Source organism: Aquimarina sp. ERC-38 (assembly GCF_026222555.1).
Taxonomy (GTDB): Bacteria; Bacteroidota; Bacteroidia; order Flavobacteriales; family Flavobacteriaceae; genus Aquimarina.
Window position 1 is genome coordinate 3,125,219 of sequence record NZ_CP098511.1, and the last position, 16,244, is coordinate 3,141,462.

General features: G+C 36.0%; 9 protein-coding genes. 4 read left to right on the plus strand and 5 right to left on the minus strand.

Annotated features, from left to right (window positions below; genetic code table 11):
- Window positions 1-437 precede the first annotated feature (437 nt).
- From NBT05_RS12965 to NBT05_RS12975, 3 genes are all read right to left on the minus strand, one after another.
- Window positions 438-2,603, minus strand: a complete 2,166-nt coding sequence (locus NBT05_RS12965; RefSeq protein WP_265770281.1) for a glycoside hydrolase family 9 protein — start codon at window positions 2,601-2,603, stop codon at window positions 438-440.
- A gap of 151 nt (window positions 2,604-2,754) precedes the next feature.
- Window positions 2,755-4,479 (minus strand): gamma-glutamyltransferase, encoded by a 1,725-nt coding sequence (gene ggt / locus NBT05_RS12970; RefSeq protein WP_265770283.1) that lies wholly within the window; start codon window positions 4,477-4,479, stop codon window positions 2,755-2,757.
- 36 nt (window positions 4,480-4,515) lie between these two features.
- Window positions 4,516-5,103, minus strand: a complete 588-nt coding sequence (locus NBT05_RS12975; protein ID WP_265770284.1) for an ACP phosphodiesterase — start codon at window positions 5,101-5,103, stop codon at window positions 4,516-4,518.
- Between the two features lie 118 nt (window positions 5,104-5,221).
- Between NBT05_RS12975 and glmM the strand changes: the two genes are divergently transcribed.
- Complete coding sequence (glmM, locus tag NBT05_RS12980; RefSeq protein WP_265770285.1) at window positions 5,222-6,610, plus strand: phosphoglucosamine mutase; 1,389 nt, start codon at window positions 5,222-5,224, stop codon at window positions 6,608-6,610.
- 4 nt (window positions 6,611-6,614) lie between these two features.
- On the opposite strand, the gene NBT05_RS12985 is transcribed toward glmM, so the two are convergent.
- The gene (locus tag NBT05_RS12985; protein WP_265770286.1) at window positions 6,615-7,517 is read right to left on the minus strand and encodes a lysophospholipid acyltransferase family protein; all 903 of its coding nucleotides are present in this window, start codon (window positions 7,515-7,517) and stop codon (window positions 6,615-6,617) included.
- Window positions 7,518-7,643: 126 nt separating this feature from the next.
- On the opposite strand from NBT05_RS12985, the gene NBT05_RS12990 reads away from it, so the two are divergent.
- Entirely contained in the window at window positions 7,644-8,294 is a 651-nt protein-coding gene (locus NBT05_RS12990) for a rhomboid family intramembrane serine protease (protein WP_265770287.1), read from the plus strand.
- 432 nt (window positions 8,295-8,726) lie between these two features.
- Here NBT05_RS12990 and NBT05_RS12995 read toward each other — a convergent pair whose 3' ends face one another.
- On the minus strand, window positions 8,727-9,860 hold the full coding sequence (locus NBT05_RS12995) for a TlpA disulfide reductase family protein (RefSeq protein ID WP_265770288.1): 1,134 nt from the start codon (window positions 9,858-9,860) through the stop codon (window positions 8,727-8,729).
- Between the two features lie 268 nt (window positions 9,861-10,128).
- Between NBT05_RS12995 and NBT05_RS13000 the strand changes: the two genes are divergently transcribed.
- Both NBT05_RS13000 and NBT05_RS13005 read left to right on the plus strand, forming a co-directional pair.
- A complete protein-coding gene (locus NBT05_RS13000) occupies window positions 10,129-12,495 on the plus strand; it encodes a GAF domain-containing protein (RefSeq protein ID WP_265770289.1) in 2,367 nt (788 codons plus the stop codon).
- Window positions 12,496-12,512: 17 nt separating this feature from the next.
- Window positions 12,513-16,241: a metallophosphoesterase gene (locus NBT05_RS13005; RefSeq protein WP_265770290.1), complete on the plus strand. Its 3,729-nt coding sequence runs from the start codon at window positions 12,513-12,515 to the stop codon at window positions 16,239-16,241.
- Window positions 16,242-16,244 lie beyond the last annotated feature (3 nt).

Consider the following 16,244-nt stretch of genomic DNA (forward strand, 5'->3'; position numbering starts at 1 on the left):
AGTGAATCTATCATATACTCTAAAAATTGGATTAAGAAGTTTCCGGTGACTTACATTTAGCATGCACGGAATGTCTACAGAAAGTTCTTTATTAAAGATAAATACAAAGGAATATTTAGAAGAATCTCAAAAAAGTTTTGATTGAAATGTTACAAAAATTTGGGTAGATATGTAATTGCACTCTTTTTAAAAAGTGTGTTTAGGTTTTTGAACAAAAGTTTACAATAATGTTTAAGAAAAGCTCAGATATAAGACATCCAACGGGCATTATGCAACTTTTATGAATAAACAAAGACTGTTGTATTTATAATTTGAATACAATTTTATTTATGCTTAGATGCAGAGAACAAAAAAGCAACCAAATAAATTTGATTGCTTTTTTATTGTAAAGAAAGTTTTAAGTAAAGCTTTTAAGAAATCAAAAGCTTCTAATTCAACTATTTTATAAACTTTACAGATCCCTTTTGACCATTCTCCGTTGCTATTTGTAGAAAATATACTCCTGGAGATAATTGAGATACATTTAATTTATAACTGTCTTGATTGGATTCAAAGCTTGTGTTATATAAAACGGCACCAGTCATACTAACAATACTTGCTTTTGAAGAAGTTCCGTTTAAAATAGAACCTGAAATAGTCAAATAATCCCTAGCAGGAGTAGGGTATACTACTAATTCAACTCCTTTAGAAAATTCTTCGGTATTTAACGTTGAAAAAGGCTCAGTTCCGCCAGCTAACTTTCCATCTACATAAATTGGAATATTATTACTAATTTCTAGATTATTAGTTAATCCTTGCGCAGAATAGTCATTAGTAGGATCCCAGGCACTTTCAGATGTATTATTAGAGACAGCTACCCTTAACTGAATTTCAGAACGGTGTTCTCCTTGTCCTCCGGGGAATGGTATTTTATCCTGGTCAACTTCTACCTCTACATAATAGATATTTTTTGAAGGTTCCCATACTTGTAAACCACCTACTGCTTTTCCATTTCCTCTCGCAGTAATCTCATAATCATCCGGGGTTAATCCGGCTGCAATTCCTTCAGAAATATCAACAAAATACCGTGCAGATAATCTTCCTGGTACTCGCGCTGGCCATCCGGAACGGTTGTTTAACCAAATAGCAACTTCTGTATAACGAGAGCTAGAACCATTTATACGAACTTCGTTTAAAAATTCTTCTCCCGGAACTTCTGGCTGAGGAAAATTATTTAAAGCTTTTCCACCAAATTCCATAACCATTCTTGCTAATACTCCTTGAAAACAAGCATTGTAGTCTACTGCAACCTCATTTGCCTGAAAATCGCTTCGGTCCTCAACAAAAACATCATCAGGTCTCGAAGTACCTCCCATTAAAGCCCCATAAAGTGTGTGTCTGGATTCTTCAGGAATGCTTTCGCTACGAAACCAACTACTATGTTGACCTCTATGGTGAGGTTTATTTGGAGGATTTTTACCGAAACCAAGTTGGAAACTACGATCATTAGGGTTATCTCCTAAAATATAATTGATTTGATCTACCGCAAAATCATGGTATTGCTTCTTGTTTGGAGTATCTACCTTATCGCTATAAATGAAAGCTGTAAGTGCAGCATTCATAGCATGTCGAAAAGATCCCCATTGAGTAAGATGTGCATGTCCCCCTGGAGAATAGGTTACTCCCGATGTGCCTTTTTGCCAAAATTGAAGGTGCTTTTCCGCATCATCTTTATATTTTTGTTTTCCGGTAATTTCAGCCAACATTACCATGGAACCATAAGATTTATCATCCCAAACCAAACTCCATAAAAAGTCAGGTTGAGCGTATGCAGCTTCGGCTTTAGTTAGGTAACTAGTATCTCCGGTAGCCTTATATAACCAGATAGCTCCCCAAACCAATTCGTCTTCTATACCATTTGAGGGGTAAGTACCTTTAGCAGGTATGTTTCCCTCCTCGGTATATATTCCACGATACGTATCTCCAAAGGTATAAAGTTCCTTGGCATGTCTCAATAGTAATGCACTGTAAGCAGGATCACTATCTTTAAAAACCATACTGGCAGAAGCCAAAGCGGCAGCGGTTTCGCAAGCAACATCAGTACCTGGATTCGTGGTAGATAGTTTAAAGGATTTACGTTGCCCGTACTGCGGGTGAACTTCTACCATTTCGGCCGGCATCCAAAAACTATGATCCTGTGATTTTTCTGAAATCTGAGCGTAAAATTCATTAGGAGTCGGATGACATTTGATAAAATAATCGGTAACCCATTTGATATTACGTTTAAAATGTTCTACCTGACCTGCTTTTTCATAGCCTTCTGTATATTCTAAAAAGCCCCAGTTGAGTGCAGTTGCCGCAAAAGCCATAGGTAACCCGAACTTAATATGGTCTCCGGCATCATGCCAACCTCCGCTTAAATCCAGGCCAACATCACTACCATCCTTTACTGCCGCATCACCTCGCCAGGAAACACGGTTCCAGCTAGGTAATTTACCTGATTGTTGCGCTTCGTAAAATAGAATGGATTTTTGTAAAGCTTCGCCGTAGTTATACTTTTGTGACCATACAAATGCCGATAAGCAAAAAAATACAATGCTTAGATTGAGTTGAAATTTTTTCATTTTAGTTTGTGTTGTTTGATTCGTTTAAAGTAACGTTTGATTTTAGATAATATTTCTATAAATGATTAAAAAATTTTTGAGACCACAAAGAAATATAAAATTTGTAAAATAAGTAAGTAAATACAAACGAATTTTTACTAGAAAATTAAGTCTAAAACCCAACCACCGTATCATCTCCCCGGGGATCGGCGCCTCCTTTTAGAAAGCCGTTTTTATCAACCAAAATAGCATCCACTTTACCAATAATTCTATTATCAGATTGATCAATAGAATACCCTTTGGACGCCAAACTATCTAATAGTTTCTTAGAAAACCCGTTAGGTTCAAAAACTACCTTATCCGGTAACCATTGATGGTGAAATCTGGGTCGGGTTACTGCTTCTTGCATTGTCATATTGTATTCGTATACGTTTAGGATGGTTTGTAAGACCGAAGTAATGATGGTAGATCCCCCCGGAGTACCCACCACCATCCATAGTTTATCATCTTTTGTGACAATAGTTGGGGTCATAGAACTTAACATTCGTTTCCCAGGGGCAATTTCATTAGCAACAGACCCGGTCAATCCGAACATATTAGGTGATCCCGGTTTGGCACTAAAATCATCCATCTCATTATTTAAGAAGAAACCTAGTTCGCTAGCATATAATTTAGATCCGTATGCTCCGTTTAACGTTGTAGTGACTGAAACGGCATTTCCTAAGGCATCCACAATAGAATAATGAGTGGTTTCGTCACTTTCATAACCGGTAATAGTTCCTTTACTAATCTCAGATGACGAAGTTGCAGCCGAAAAGCTGAAATTCTTCATTCTTTTTTTCAAGTAGTTACCATTCAATAAAGTATCTATAGGAATCGTTACAAAATCCGGGTCGCCTAAATAATGATTACGATCCGCATAAGCCCTTCTTTCCGCTTCAATAATGACCTGTAAAGTCTTTAAATCATAGGCTTCCGATTTATTAAACGGATAAGGTTCGATCATCTTCATAATCTGACCTAAAGTTACCCCTCCGCTAGAAGGTGGTCCCATGGATATGATATCTAAATCTTTATATGAAAATTGAACCGGATCTCTCCATACCGCTTCGTATTCAGCTAAATCTTGTAAAGTGATAATGCCTCCTCTCTGGTTAAGGTAGCTAACTAATTTTTTGGCGGTGGTTCCGGTATAAAATTCATCCTTTCCGTGTTGCGCAATCCGTTGTAGAGTTTTGGCAAGTAAACTGTTTTTTAAAGTATCTCCAATTTGATATTGTTTTGCAAATAGAATAGTGTCTTTATTGATCCTGATAAAATCTTCTTGAAACCGGGCTAGTCTAGCTTGTTGTTTTGTGGTAATTACAACTCCTTTTTTAGCTAACTGAATAACCGGTTCCAGAATTTCAGCAATAGGTAAAGTGCCGAACTTTTTATGTACCTCAAAAATTCCGGCAACAGTACCGGGAACACCTACGGCTAATGCACCTTCGCGACTTTTACCAGCGATAGGTTCACCTAGACTATCCAGATACATATCCTTATGAGCAGCAAGCGGAGCCTTCTCACGGTAGTCCAAAGATCCAACTGTTCCGTCATTCAGGCGATACACCATAAAACCCCCACCGCCCAGGTTTCCGGCAAAAGGGTAAGCCACGGCCAGTGCCATTTCCGTAGCAATCATCGCGTCGAAGGCATTACCCCCTTTTTTCATAATGTCTACACCAATTTCCGAAACTTCTTCCCTCGCTGAAACTACCATAGCTTTAAAATCAGATGAAGTAACTTTAGAAGTTGGTATAGCTTTGTCCTTTTCAGTCCTCTTACAGGAAGTGTATATAAAAACAGATAGAAATAAAAGGCAAAACGTTAAGCGGATAGGTATTTTAGTAGTCATATTTGAAATAGTTAGAAAGTCAATAAACTAAAATTTTTAGGATAAACTCTGAATTTGATCGTGAGTAAATTGTTGCAATTCCTTAAAAAACAGCTCGAATTCCTTTTGAAACAAACTATAATGTTGTTCCAGTTCAATGATGGCAAAATTCATTTTGGAGACATTTTTTGTACGCTGATTCATTTGGTAGAGAATACTGGAAATACCCGGTATGGAAGCATATTGTAATAACCAGTTATTCTTAATCATATACGGCATAAAATTTTGAACACGTTTAGGCAACACCTCTTGATACTCTTGTAAAAGTTTATAAAATTCAACGGAATAGGTTTCCAGGGGAAGATCAGCGTAAGAATCCCAATTGTACGCTAAAAAATGGTCATAAAATAAATCTACAATGACTCCGCTATATCTCTTATAGGTAGGTTTTAACCTGGAAATACTTTGTTTTACAATAGGATGATGATCCGTATAATGGTCAATCTTACGGTGTAAGTGAATCCCCTGAGCAATCCTTAAAGGAAATTTTTCGAATTTTTTACCCTTTACCGAATCCGCTATAAAATTACCGATTTTAAGTTCCGGATCTTCTGCAGACAGGTAAATATGAGCTAAGAAATTCATACGTTCAATATTACAATATTATTTTAAAGAAATTATATTTTCTAAAAGCTTTAGGGTCAATATTCCGTTCAATTTTTACCTTTACGGCTTTTAAAACAAACTAATACAATAAATAAGAATGACACTAATAAAATCTATATCAGGAATACGGGGAACGATTGGAGGGGCAGTAGGAGAGAACTTAACACCGGTTGATGCCGTAAAATTTGCTTCGGCTTATGGAACCTGGCTTTTAAACAGATCGGGTAAGAAGAACCCAGTCGTGGTGGTAGGTAGAGACGCCCGGATTTCCGGGGCAATGATTCAGGAACTGGTCATGAATAGCCTAATAGGATTAGGTATACAGGTAATTGACCTGGGATTATCTACTACGCCTACGGTAGAAATTGCAGTACCCATGGAACAGGCAGATGGTGGTATCATTCTTACTGCAAGCCATAATCCTAAACAGTGGAATGCTTTAAAATTACTGAATGAAAAAGGGGAGTTCTTAAACGGTACCGAAGGGGCAAAAATTCTTAAAATCGCCGAAGATGATGCATATACCTTTGCCGATGTAGATAGTTTAGGTACGATTAAAGAAGATACAACCTATATCGAAAAACATATTAATGAAGTACTTAACCTGGATCTAGTAGACGTTGCAAAAGTAAAAAATGCTAAACTTAAAGTAGTAGTGGATGCGGTTAACTCTACCGGAGGTATTGCCGTACCCATGTTACTAAAAAAAATGGGAGTTTCAGTTGTTGAACTTTATTGTGAGCCAACCGGTCATTTTCCTCACAATCCCGAACCTTTAAAAGAACATCTGGTAGATTTATCTGAAAGGGTAGTAGTTGAAAAAGCAGATATGGGCATTACCGTAGATCCGGACGTAGACCGTCTGGCTTTTATTGATGAAAACGGAGAGATGTTTGGCGAAGAATATACGCTGGTTGCCTGTGCAGATTATGTTTTAGGGAAAACAAAAGGAAATACGGTTTCTAATTTATCCTCTACCCGGGCGTTACGGGATATCACGGAAAAACACGGGGGAACCTATGAAGCAAGTGCGGTAGGCGAAGTAAATGTAGTTATCAAAATGAAAGATAACCATGCGATTATTGGAGGCGAAGGGAATGGCGGTATTATTTATCCGGAATCGCATTACGGGCGTGATTCGCTGGTTGGGATTGCTTTATTTTTAACTCATTTCGCCGAAAAAAAAATGAAAGTAAGTGAATTACGGGCCTCGTACCCGGCTTATTATATGAGTAAGAATAAAATTCAACTTACCCCATCCTTAAAAGTAGATCAAATACTAAAGGAATTTCATCAGCAAAATAAAGATGAAAAGGTAACTACTATTGACGGAGTAAAAGTAGATTATAAAGACAGTTGGGTGCATCTTAGAAAAAGTAATACGGAACCTATCATCAGAATTTATACAGAAGCAAACACACAGCAAGCAGCAGATGAGTTAGCAGAAAGCACTATTAAAGATTTAAAAAAAATAGCAGGTATTTAAAATATCAAGCTATGGTGACATCTTTGGGGATGGGAGCATTGCGGTGCTTCCATCTTTTATGTGTCCATAAATAGTTGCCAGGGTTTGACTTAATTTGGTTCTCTAATAATTCAATAAACCTTTTTGTAATGTAATGGTTGTCTTCATTTTTTGGGTCTTCACTAATAGGAACCAGGGTGGCACTGTAAAAACCTCTCTTCACTTTTTCTACGTTTAAGTAGTAAACACTTAACCCCATTTTTTTTCCGATAACTTCAGCTCCGTTTATGGTAGGTACTTTGATATTAAAGAAATCCGTCCAAAAGGTAGCATCGTGAATTTTTGGAGATTGATCGGATATAAGACCGTAGAGGTAAAGTCCGCTTTTTTTTCGCTCGTCTATTAGAATTTTTCGGAAAATATCACGTTTAGCAACTACTTGAGACCCAAACCTGCCCCGAATACGATGGGCTAAGGCGTCAAAATATTTATTCTTTAAAGGTTTGTAGACACCTACGCAGGTGAAATCAGATACAATTTCAATAGCATTAGACCACTCGTAACTATTGTAATGGCCCATAGTGACGATGATACTCCTGCCTTCTTCAGATAAGCGGGTAAACATATCCAGGTTGGTAATAGCAAAACGCTTGACCATTTCCTTTTTTGAAATACTTAAGGTACGTGCCATTTCCAGGAACATATCACACATATGTTTATAGGAAGCTTTACTAATCTTTTTATATTCAGAAGCAGTTTTATCAGGAAATGCTAATTGTAAATTGGTTAGAACTGTCTTTCTTCGGTAACGAATGATATAATATACAAAGTAATAGACCAGGTCAGAAACTTTGTAAAAAACACTCCAGGGAAGACGGGAAAGTATCCAAATAACCGGATAAAGTAGTCGATAAATAAGTAGCTGCATAGGTGCAATTAAAAGGCAAAGATATCATTTTTAACCTAGTCAAATAGCATATTATATTTTATAGCGGAGTTCAGTTTTTATTGCATTCAGCAAAAAATATGATTTATATTTGACCAAAAACCAGGCATGGGAGGTATAAGTATTGTACTAATAGTAGTAATTGGGATAAATGTTCTGTTTTCACTTAAAGGGTTTAATGATTTCTCTTTTTTTGAAAAATACAAATTTAACATTGGTGCTATCCGCAATGGCGAACAGGTACGAATGGTTTCATCAGCATTTTTACATGCAGATACTACACATTTGTTTTTTAACATGCTTACCCTTTACTTTTTTGCCCCCTTAGTACTTTCCTATCTAGGAAATATAAAATTCCTGGTGGTTTATTCGGGAAGTCTGTTAGTTGGAAACCTATTATCTTTTACCTTTCATAAAAATGAATATCAGTATAGTGCGGTGGGTGCTAGTGGGGCAGTTTCTGGCATTATATATTCCGGAATCCTATTTCAACCGGATATGAAGTTATACATGATGTTTATTCCGATTCCTATCCCAGCGTATCTTTTTGGAATCGGATATTTACTTTTTTCTATCTACGGTATGAAAAGTAAGTTAGGGAACATTGGGCATGACGCTCACTTCGGGGGAGCAGTAGGAGGCTATATTTTGACCTTACTTATGGCACCTTACCTGCTTGAAACTAATTTTTTAATAGTTGGTTTACTCGCTATACCTATTGTCATCCTGTTTGTAATGAAAAAGTTAGGTAAGATTTAAAGAGGACTAATGGATTATTTAAAAAATCAAATTTTAGACTTTGTTTCACTCAAAAGAATTCCCCAAAGCTCTACTCAGGGTGTAGCGTATAAATTTACGACTTTTAGAACCAAGAGTCAAGATAAAAAGAGTCTTGGTTCTTGATTCTTGTAGCGAAGCGATCTTGTTTCTGATACTTCGATGTCTCTGCCTAAGGTGTTGCGTATAAATTCACGACTTTTAGAACCAAGAGTCAAGACAAAAAAAGTCTTGTTTCTTGACTCTTATAGCGAAACGTTCTTGTTTCTGATACATCGATGTCTCTGCCTAAGGTGTAGCGTATAGATTCATGACTTTAAGAACCAAGAGTTCAAGATGGAAAAAAGTCTTGTTTCTTGATTCTTGTAGCGAAGCGTTCTTGTTTCTGAATTTGAAGTACTCTACAGAGAAACCTTATAACGTACTTTCTGAAGTCTCTCCCAATATCTCTGCAATTTTGCTTTCTAAGGCCGGACCTCTCAGATTTTTTGCAATGACCTTTCCGTTTTCATCCAAAATAAAAGTAGCGGGTATGGAACGTACACCGTAGGTTTTTGCAATAGGATCTTGCCAAAATTGTAAATTAGATACGTGGTTCCATTCCAGATTATCCTGATCTATAGCACTAATCCATTGTTCTTTTTTACGATCCAGCGAAACACCTACAATATTTAAACCTTTATCATGATATTTATTATAAATACGGACTACATTCGGATTTTCAATACGACAGGGACGACACCAGGAAGCCCAAAAATCTAAGATAGTTATTTTACCTAAATTATCATGCAGGGTTAGTTTGGACCCATCCGGAGTAGGAGCCGTAAAATCTTCGGATTCACTTCCTACATCAATCTTACCAATGGAAGAGGCAATCATCATATCCAGGTTTTTACCTAAACGTGATTTTTTTAAAGTGTCGGGTACGGCAGTATATAATTTTTTAATCTCTCTGGCAGGCAATGCTTTTAAATTCATTAGATCGGTTAATACCATTACGGACACAATACTATTCGGGTATTCTTTTGCCAGGTTTTTGCGAAAAGCTTTTTCTTCCTCATCAATACTTTTTAATTCCTCTCTGTATTTAAGGACTTTATCATTTTCACCCAACTTTGAAGCTACTTGAAAATCCGTACCAATCTTCTCTTTTCTTTTACCAAAATTATTTAGCTTATCTACGTAAGTAAAGAATAATTCATTTTCAGACCCACCTACTACTTTAGAACTACGTAAGCTATCTTTGTAAACAGTCATCGTAATTTCCTGATTCTCCGGTAAAAAAATTATATTTCCCGGAATATTAGGAAAATTAATATAATTAAAGTCCGAAGAAGAAGTATCAGGTAAATCAAAAGTAAAACGCCCGTCTTGTACTTCAGTGGAATCTACGATGGAGGGACGATTAGATTGACTTATAGCATTGATATATACTTTAGTACCGTTTTCTATATCTTTAGCTTCTCCGACAATCCGATATCCGGTTTTCTTCTGGTCGCATGAAGAAATAAAACATATCGCTAAAAGAACTAGGCTAAAATATTTCATATTAAAATAAATTATAAATCTATAAAACAGTTACTTAATGAAGATAACCGAAAGATTTGTAGATTGAAATGTAAAATTATCAAATGCTATTCAGTATTACTAAAGTTTTCTTTTAAAATTATGAAAATATTAAAGCCAATTTTACCGTATTTAATGTTTTTATATCTAAATAATTGAGCTTTTATCGTTTTCGGAAACGTAATTTAATGTTAACAGCATATTATTAGCTACCGGATTATCCTATTTTTGTTAAGGTAAAGGGGGTATTATGGCAATAATGGAACAAGATTTTCCGTTGCAGATCAAAATAAGCTTTTCAAAATTATTTGAGAAGTATAGAGAGTTGTGTAAAAGTGAAAGCTATCTTAGTCGGGAAAGGGCAGAAGGAGTACTTAACATTGCTTCTAAATTTCCGGAACTGGAAGAAGGCGTTACGTCTTTAGAAAGAATTAAAGAGCTTGCGCCTGAAATAGAGATGATACTTGAAGATGCTTTTGCTCCGGTATTGCAGAGTAACGAAATTAAAATTGCTACCATTCCTTTCAACAATGCGGTCTTAAAAGCAACCGAACGCTATCAGAATATTGTTAAAGCAGCAGGAAAAGATTTTATACCTCGTATTAAAAACCTGGACGAAGACCATTATTACATCATGGGATGTAGTATGATTCTGAAACAGTATTACGGATTTAAAATTGACTTTAGAAGGCCATTCTTTTACGATATTCCTGATGCTTCTAAGATTTTACGTCATTATCGTATTCTCTACAACGCAGATTTTATAGAAATTCAAAAAACTGCGAATGCAAAGGAAATAACTGCCGACGATGTTTCCGAACTATTAGATAATTTTGATAATGTAGCTGTTTGGAAAGAAAAATTTCCTCCTTCAAGTTGGGTATTTAAAGGAGTAATTATTGCTAATTTATTTGATGCCACTATTGATGTGGCTTTATCTGAATTTAAAACAAGTTTGCTTAAATATGATAAAACCCAAACAAATTTTGTAACAAAATTCGAAGAAATATTTCAGGCAATTTTTAATCTACCAGAGATTAAAGTTGGTTTTACGGCGTATAATGAAGAAGAAGGAATATTAGAGCGAGTTCCGGATCGAAGTTTTTCAAGTTATATCTTAAGTTCAAAGGATAGCGAAACTTGCGAGGAAGTCTTATGTGACCGAAGTTATGAGAATTTACTAAAACAATCTATCTACTTTGCGATCTCAGATATAGAAAGGCAACATAAGCTTGATAGAAAAGAAAAATTATATAAAAACCTAGAGGATAAAGGTATTAAAAGCGCTATTTTGGCTCCTATTGTTCACAATAAAAAATTTCTGGGAGTACTAGAAATTGTTTCTCCTAACAGTCAGGAATTAAATAGTATCAATGCTTATAAGTTAGAAGATATCATGCCCTATCTTATGGATGCGGTTGTACGTTCCAGACAAACGGCTGATAATGAGATTGAGCTTTTGATTCAGCGGGAATGTACTTCTATTCATCCCAGCGTGTATTGGCGGTTTAGGCAAGAAGCCAGAAAGGTACTTTACGGGAAAGCAAAAGGTAGAAAAATTTCGTTTAATGATGTAGTCTTTGAAAATGTATATCCGTTATACGGGCAAATTGATATTAAAGGTTCTTCGGAAGCTAGAAATCAGGCAATTCAAAAAGATATTGTAATTCAGTTGACTTCCGTAAAGAAGATTATTAATACCATAGCTTCCGTAGAAAAACTACCTATTTATGAACAGTTGATCTTTAGAATAAACAGCTATATTACCGAAATTGAAAAGCAACTGGAAGTAGATAGTGAAAAGAAAGTACTGGATTTTATTAAAAACGAAATCCGCCCGCTCTTTAGGCACAGTACACAGAAAGGAAGTAAAGTAGGTTCGTTAATCAAAGAGTATAACGATATGATTAATGATGATCTTGACCTGGTATATCGACATCGTAAAGCCTATGACGATTCTGTAATGCAAATAAACAAGGAACTTGCTAACCTACTAGATGAAAAACAGGTGGAAGCACAGGCGATGTACCCCCACTTTTTTGAACGTTTTAAAACAGATGGAGTAGAGCATAATATTTACATCGGGGAATCTATTACTAAACGGAAAAGTTTTAATAAAATCTATCTACATAACCTGCGATTATGGCAATTACAGGTAATGTGCGAATTAGAAAATGAGTACTACCAGTTAAAAAAGAAGCTTATTACGAATCTGGACGTTACTTCTATGATTTTGGTATTTAATACTTCGCTATCCGTTCGCTTTAGAATGGATGAAAAGCGTTTTGATGTAGACGGTACCTATAATGCCAGGTATGAAGTAATTAAAAAACGAGTGGATAAATCCTTTATTAAAAACTCACAACAACGCGTTGTTCAAAAAGGAAAACTGGTCATTATTTATTCGCAACGCTCTGACGAAAAGGAATATATGCGCTACTTGCAATTTTTACAATCCAAAAATTATCTTGAAGATCAGATAGAAATTGTAGAATTAGAAGATTTACAGGGAATTACCGGTTTAAAAGCACTGAGAGTAAATATACTTTATCATAAAAATAATGATGATAAAGAGTTTTATACGTATGAAGACTTGATGAAAGAAATTAATAATTAAAAATGTAGTCATAATTCATGCGCTTACCTTTTACTCCTCCTGGAATTTACTTATTTACTTTTTTATTTTTCACAGTATTATTATCAGGATGCGCAACTTTTACCCCACAGTACGAAGAAGAAAACTTTACGAAAAAAGATCCTGGTAAAATTATAGATAAGCGGTTCTATTTAATTGGTGATGCAGGAGGTGCTTTAAAGAAAAAACCTACTCCCGGCTTAGAAGTATTACGACAACTTATTGATACGGCTTCGACAAAACAGGATTACCTTATTTTTTTAGGAGATAATATTTATCCGGCAGGAATGCCTAAAAAGAACAGCGCCAGAAGAAAAAAAGCAGAATTTAAAATTGATGCTCAAATACAGGCAGCTTCTAACTTTGAAGGTAAAACCATTTTTATTCCTGGTAATCATGATTGGTACAGTAACGGGGTAGTGGGATTAGATCGCGAACGAAGATATGTTGAAAAAAAACTTAAAGATAAAAAGTCGTTTTGGCCTTCAAATGGATGTCCTATTAAAAGTCTGGAAGTCGAAGAAAATATTCAGCTGATTCTTCTGGATACGCAATGGTACCTGGCTAACTGGAATAAAAACCCAACAATCAATGATGAATGTTCGATCAAAACACGTGAAAAGTTCTTTACGGAGATTCAGGGGGAGTTAAAAAAAAACAATGGTAAATATGTGGTTTTGGCAATGCACCACCCTATGTTTACCAATGGTCCTCACGGAGGTAAATTTCATTTCAAGAATCATATTTTTCCTTCTAAAAAGAGAATACCGCTACCTATTCTAGGTTCGCTTGCTACACAACTACTTACACAAGGGGGTATGTCTCCGCAAGACCGCTTTAATCAACGATATAATGAGCTCATGAAACGCCTGGAAACGATGGTAAGGGACAATGACCGTATTGTATTAGCATCCGGACACGAACATTCCTTACAATATATTGATGACAATGGTTTAAAACAAATTGTTTCTGGTGCGGGCTCTAAACAATCGCAAGCATCCCTGGGCAGTAACGGATTGTTTTCTTATCCTAAACAGGGAGTTGCCGTATTGGATATTTTTAAGGATGGTTCATCAAACGTTCGGTACTTTGGCTTTGAAAAAAAGAAAGCAAAGCTGGTTTTTCAAACCCCAGTCCATAAAAAAATAATTCCTTTTAAAACCGACACCTTACCTACCCAATTTAATCAGGAGATTCAAACGGCTATTTACGACACACTGGAAACCGATAAATCCAATTTTTTTAAAAATATCTGGGGGCAACATTATAGAGAAGTCTATAGCAAGCATATTAAAATACCAGTGGTTACCCTGGATACCTTGTACGGCGGACTCCGCATACAACGACAAGGTGGGGGGCAGGTAACCCGTTCGCTTCGTTTGGTAGATACTTCCGGAAATCGATATAGTTTGAGAGCTATGCGTAAGAGTGTTACCCAGTTTTTACAAAAAGGGGCATTTAAATATACCTATCTTGAGGACGGGTTTAATGATACCTTTACCGAAGAATTATTGGCGGATTTCTATACTTCTAGCTATCCCTACGCCTTCATGACTACGGGTCCTTTAGCAAAGGCTATTGATGTCTACCATAGTAACCCTTCTATCCTTTATATGCCTAAACATGCCAGGCTAGGTAATTACAACAAAACCTTTGGAGATGAAATGTATTTTATACAAAAAAGACCAGGTAAAGAGTATAAGAACGAAGCATCCTTCGGAGCACCGGATGATATAGAAAATACCGAAGATATGTTAGAAAATCTTCGGAGAGATGAAAAGTATAAAATGGACGAAGCCTGGTACATTCGGACACGTCTCTTTGATATGTTACTAGGAGACTGGGACCGTCATTCGGATCAATGGAAATGGGCAAGATTTGATAGGGATTCCATTCAGTTATACCGCCCAATCCCAAAAGACAGAGACCAGGTATATTCCAATTATGATGGGGCCGTTTTAAAATTTGTTCGGTTAATAGTGCCTACAGTTAGAAAGTTTCAGGTTTTTAGTGACACTATACGTAATGTAAGGTGGTTAAATGAATCCGGATTAAAATTAGATCGTACCCTGGCAAAAGAATCTCCCAAAGCCGTTTGGATTGTAGAAGCTGAAAAAATACGGAAGCAACTAACGGATAGTGTTATCGATAAAGCCTTTACCCATTTACCCATAAGTTTGCAAGATAGTATTGCTGATAAAATTAAATCCCAACTTAAAAACCGAAGGAATCATATAGTTGATGTAGCAAGTCGCTATTATGATTATATGTCAAAACAAGTAATAATTACCGGTACGGACAAAGATGATAGATTTGAGATTGTAAGAGGAGATAAGGTAACCGAAGTAAAGATTTTTCGTCTAAAAAAAGAAAGTACGCTACCTTACTATTACCGTTTAATTTATACCGAAGAGACAGATGAAATATGGATTTACGGGCTTGACGATGATGATGAGTTTATCGTAACCGGAGAAGGTAAGAAGCCAATACCTATCCGGATTATAGGAGGGCAAAACAATGACATTTACCGTATAGAACGAGGAAAAAAAACAAAAATTTACGATCATCAATCCAAACCGAATACGATTGTAGAGAAAGGGTCTGCAAAATTCATTTTAAGGGATAACTATAATCAAAATACTTTTAATATAAATAAAGCAATTAGTAAAACAAATGTGCTTACCCCTTTAATAGGATTTAATCCGGACGATGGCGTTAACATCAATTTTAATTTTACTAAATCAGTAAATGGTTTTAATGACGAACCTTATCCGACAAAACATATTCTTAAGGGAAGTTACTTTTTTGCTACCAGTGGTTTTGACCTTTCCTATTCAGGACTATTAGCTAATGCTTTAAGAAACTGGAATTTTATATACGGTGGCAGGTATACCAGTGAAAATTTTGCCCAGAACTTCTTCGGTTTTGGAAATAATAGTATCAATCCCGATGATGATCTGGGATTAAACTATAACCGTATTAAAATTGGTATTCGTTCGCTGTTTTTAGGAATTAACCGGAAGAATTTCTACGGAAGTGAATATAAATTCAATACCTTTTTCAGAAGCGTACAAGTACAGGATTCACCAGATAGGTTTATAAGTTCAGGAGACAACACTTTGGCCGTTATTGGCAATGATGACGACTTCTTTAAAAATAAACTGTTTGCCGGGGTAGAAGCCAAATATAATTACCAGAGTTTTGATAATATTGTAGTACCTACGCGAGGATTACTATTTAATATTGAAGCCGATTTACAGACTAACATTGAACAAGCAGATCGGACCATCTTAAAATTGAGCCCTATCCTGCAATTATACAATGCATTAAGCCGCAATAAAAATTTGGTCTTAAAAACAAGTATCTTTTCAGAATTTGTAATTGGAAATGATTTTGAGTTTTATCAAGCGGCATCCCTTGGAGATACAAAAGGTCTCCGGGGATTTAGAAGAGAGCGTTTTACGGGGCGTTCTGCACTGGCTTTTAGTGGTGACTTACGCTACGGCTTTAAAAAATTTAAAACAGGAATTTTACCCTTACAAATTGGATTGCTAGGAGGTTATGATATAGGTAGGGTTTGGTCGGATTTTGATAAAAATGATGTATGGCACAACTCTATAGGAGGAGGATTCTGGCTAAATGCAATAGATACGATCGCCGGTGAAGTAGGTTTGTTTAGTAGTGATGATGGTCTACGAGTTTCATTTACTCTGGGAATGAATTTTTAAAAT

What these genes read in the sequence shown, in the direction of transcription:
- NBT05_RS12965 (WP_265770281.1), bottom strand. Translation starts at nt 2,603, where the DNA reads ATGAAAAAATTTCAACTCAATCTAAGCATTGTATTTTTTTGCTTATCG.
- ggt (WP_265770283.1), bottom strand. Translation starts at nt 4,479, where the DNA reads ATGACTACTAAAATACCTATCCGCTTAACGTTTTGCCTTTTATTTCTA.
- NBT05_RS12975 (WP_265770284.1), bottom strand. Translation starts at nt 5,103, where the DNA reads ATGAATTTCTTAGCTCATATTTACCTGTCTGCAGAAGATCCGGAACTT.
- glmM (WP_265770285.1), top strand. Translation starts at nt 5,222, where the DNA reads ATGACACTAATAAAATCTATATCAGGAATACGGGGAACGATTGGAGGG.
- NBT05_RS12985 (WP_265770286.1), bottom strand. Translation starts at nt 7,517, where the DNA reads ATGCAGCTACTTATTTATCGACTACTTTATCCGGTTATTTGGATACTT.
- NBT05_RS12990 (WP_265770287.1), top strand. Translation starts at nt 7,644, where the DNA reads ATGGGAGGTATAAGTATTGTACTAATAGTAGTAATTGGGATAAATGTT.
- NBT05_RS12995 (WP_265770288.1), bottom strand. Translation starts at nt 9,860, where the DNA reads ATGAAATATTTTAGCCTAGTTCTTTTAGCGATATGTTTTATTTCTTCA.
- NBT05_RS13000 (WP_265770289.1), top strand. Translation starts at nt 10,129, where the DNA reads ATGGCAATAATGGAACAAGATTTTCCGTTGCAGATCAAAATAAGCTTT.
- NBT05_RS13005 (WP_265770290.1), top strand. Translation starts at nt 12,513, where the DNA reads ATGCGCTTACCTTTTACTCCTCCTGGAATTTACTTATTTACTTTTTTA.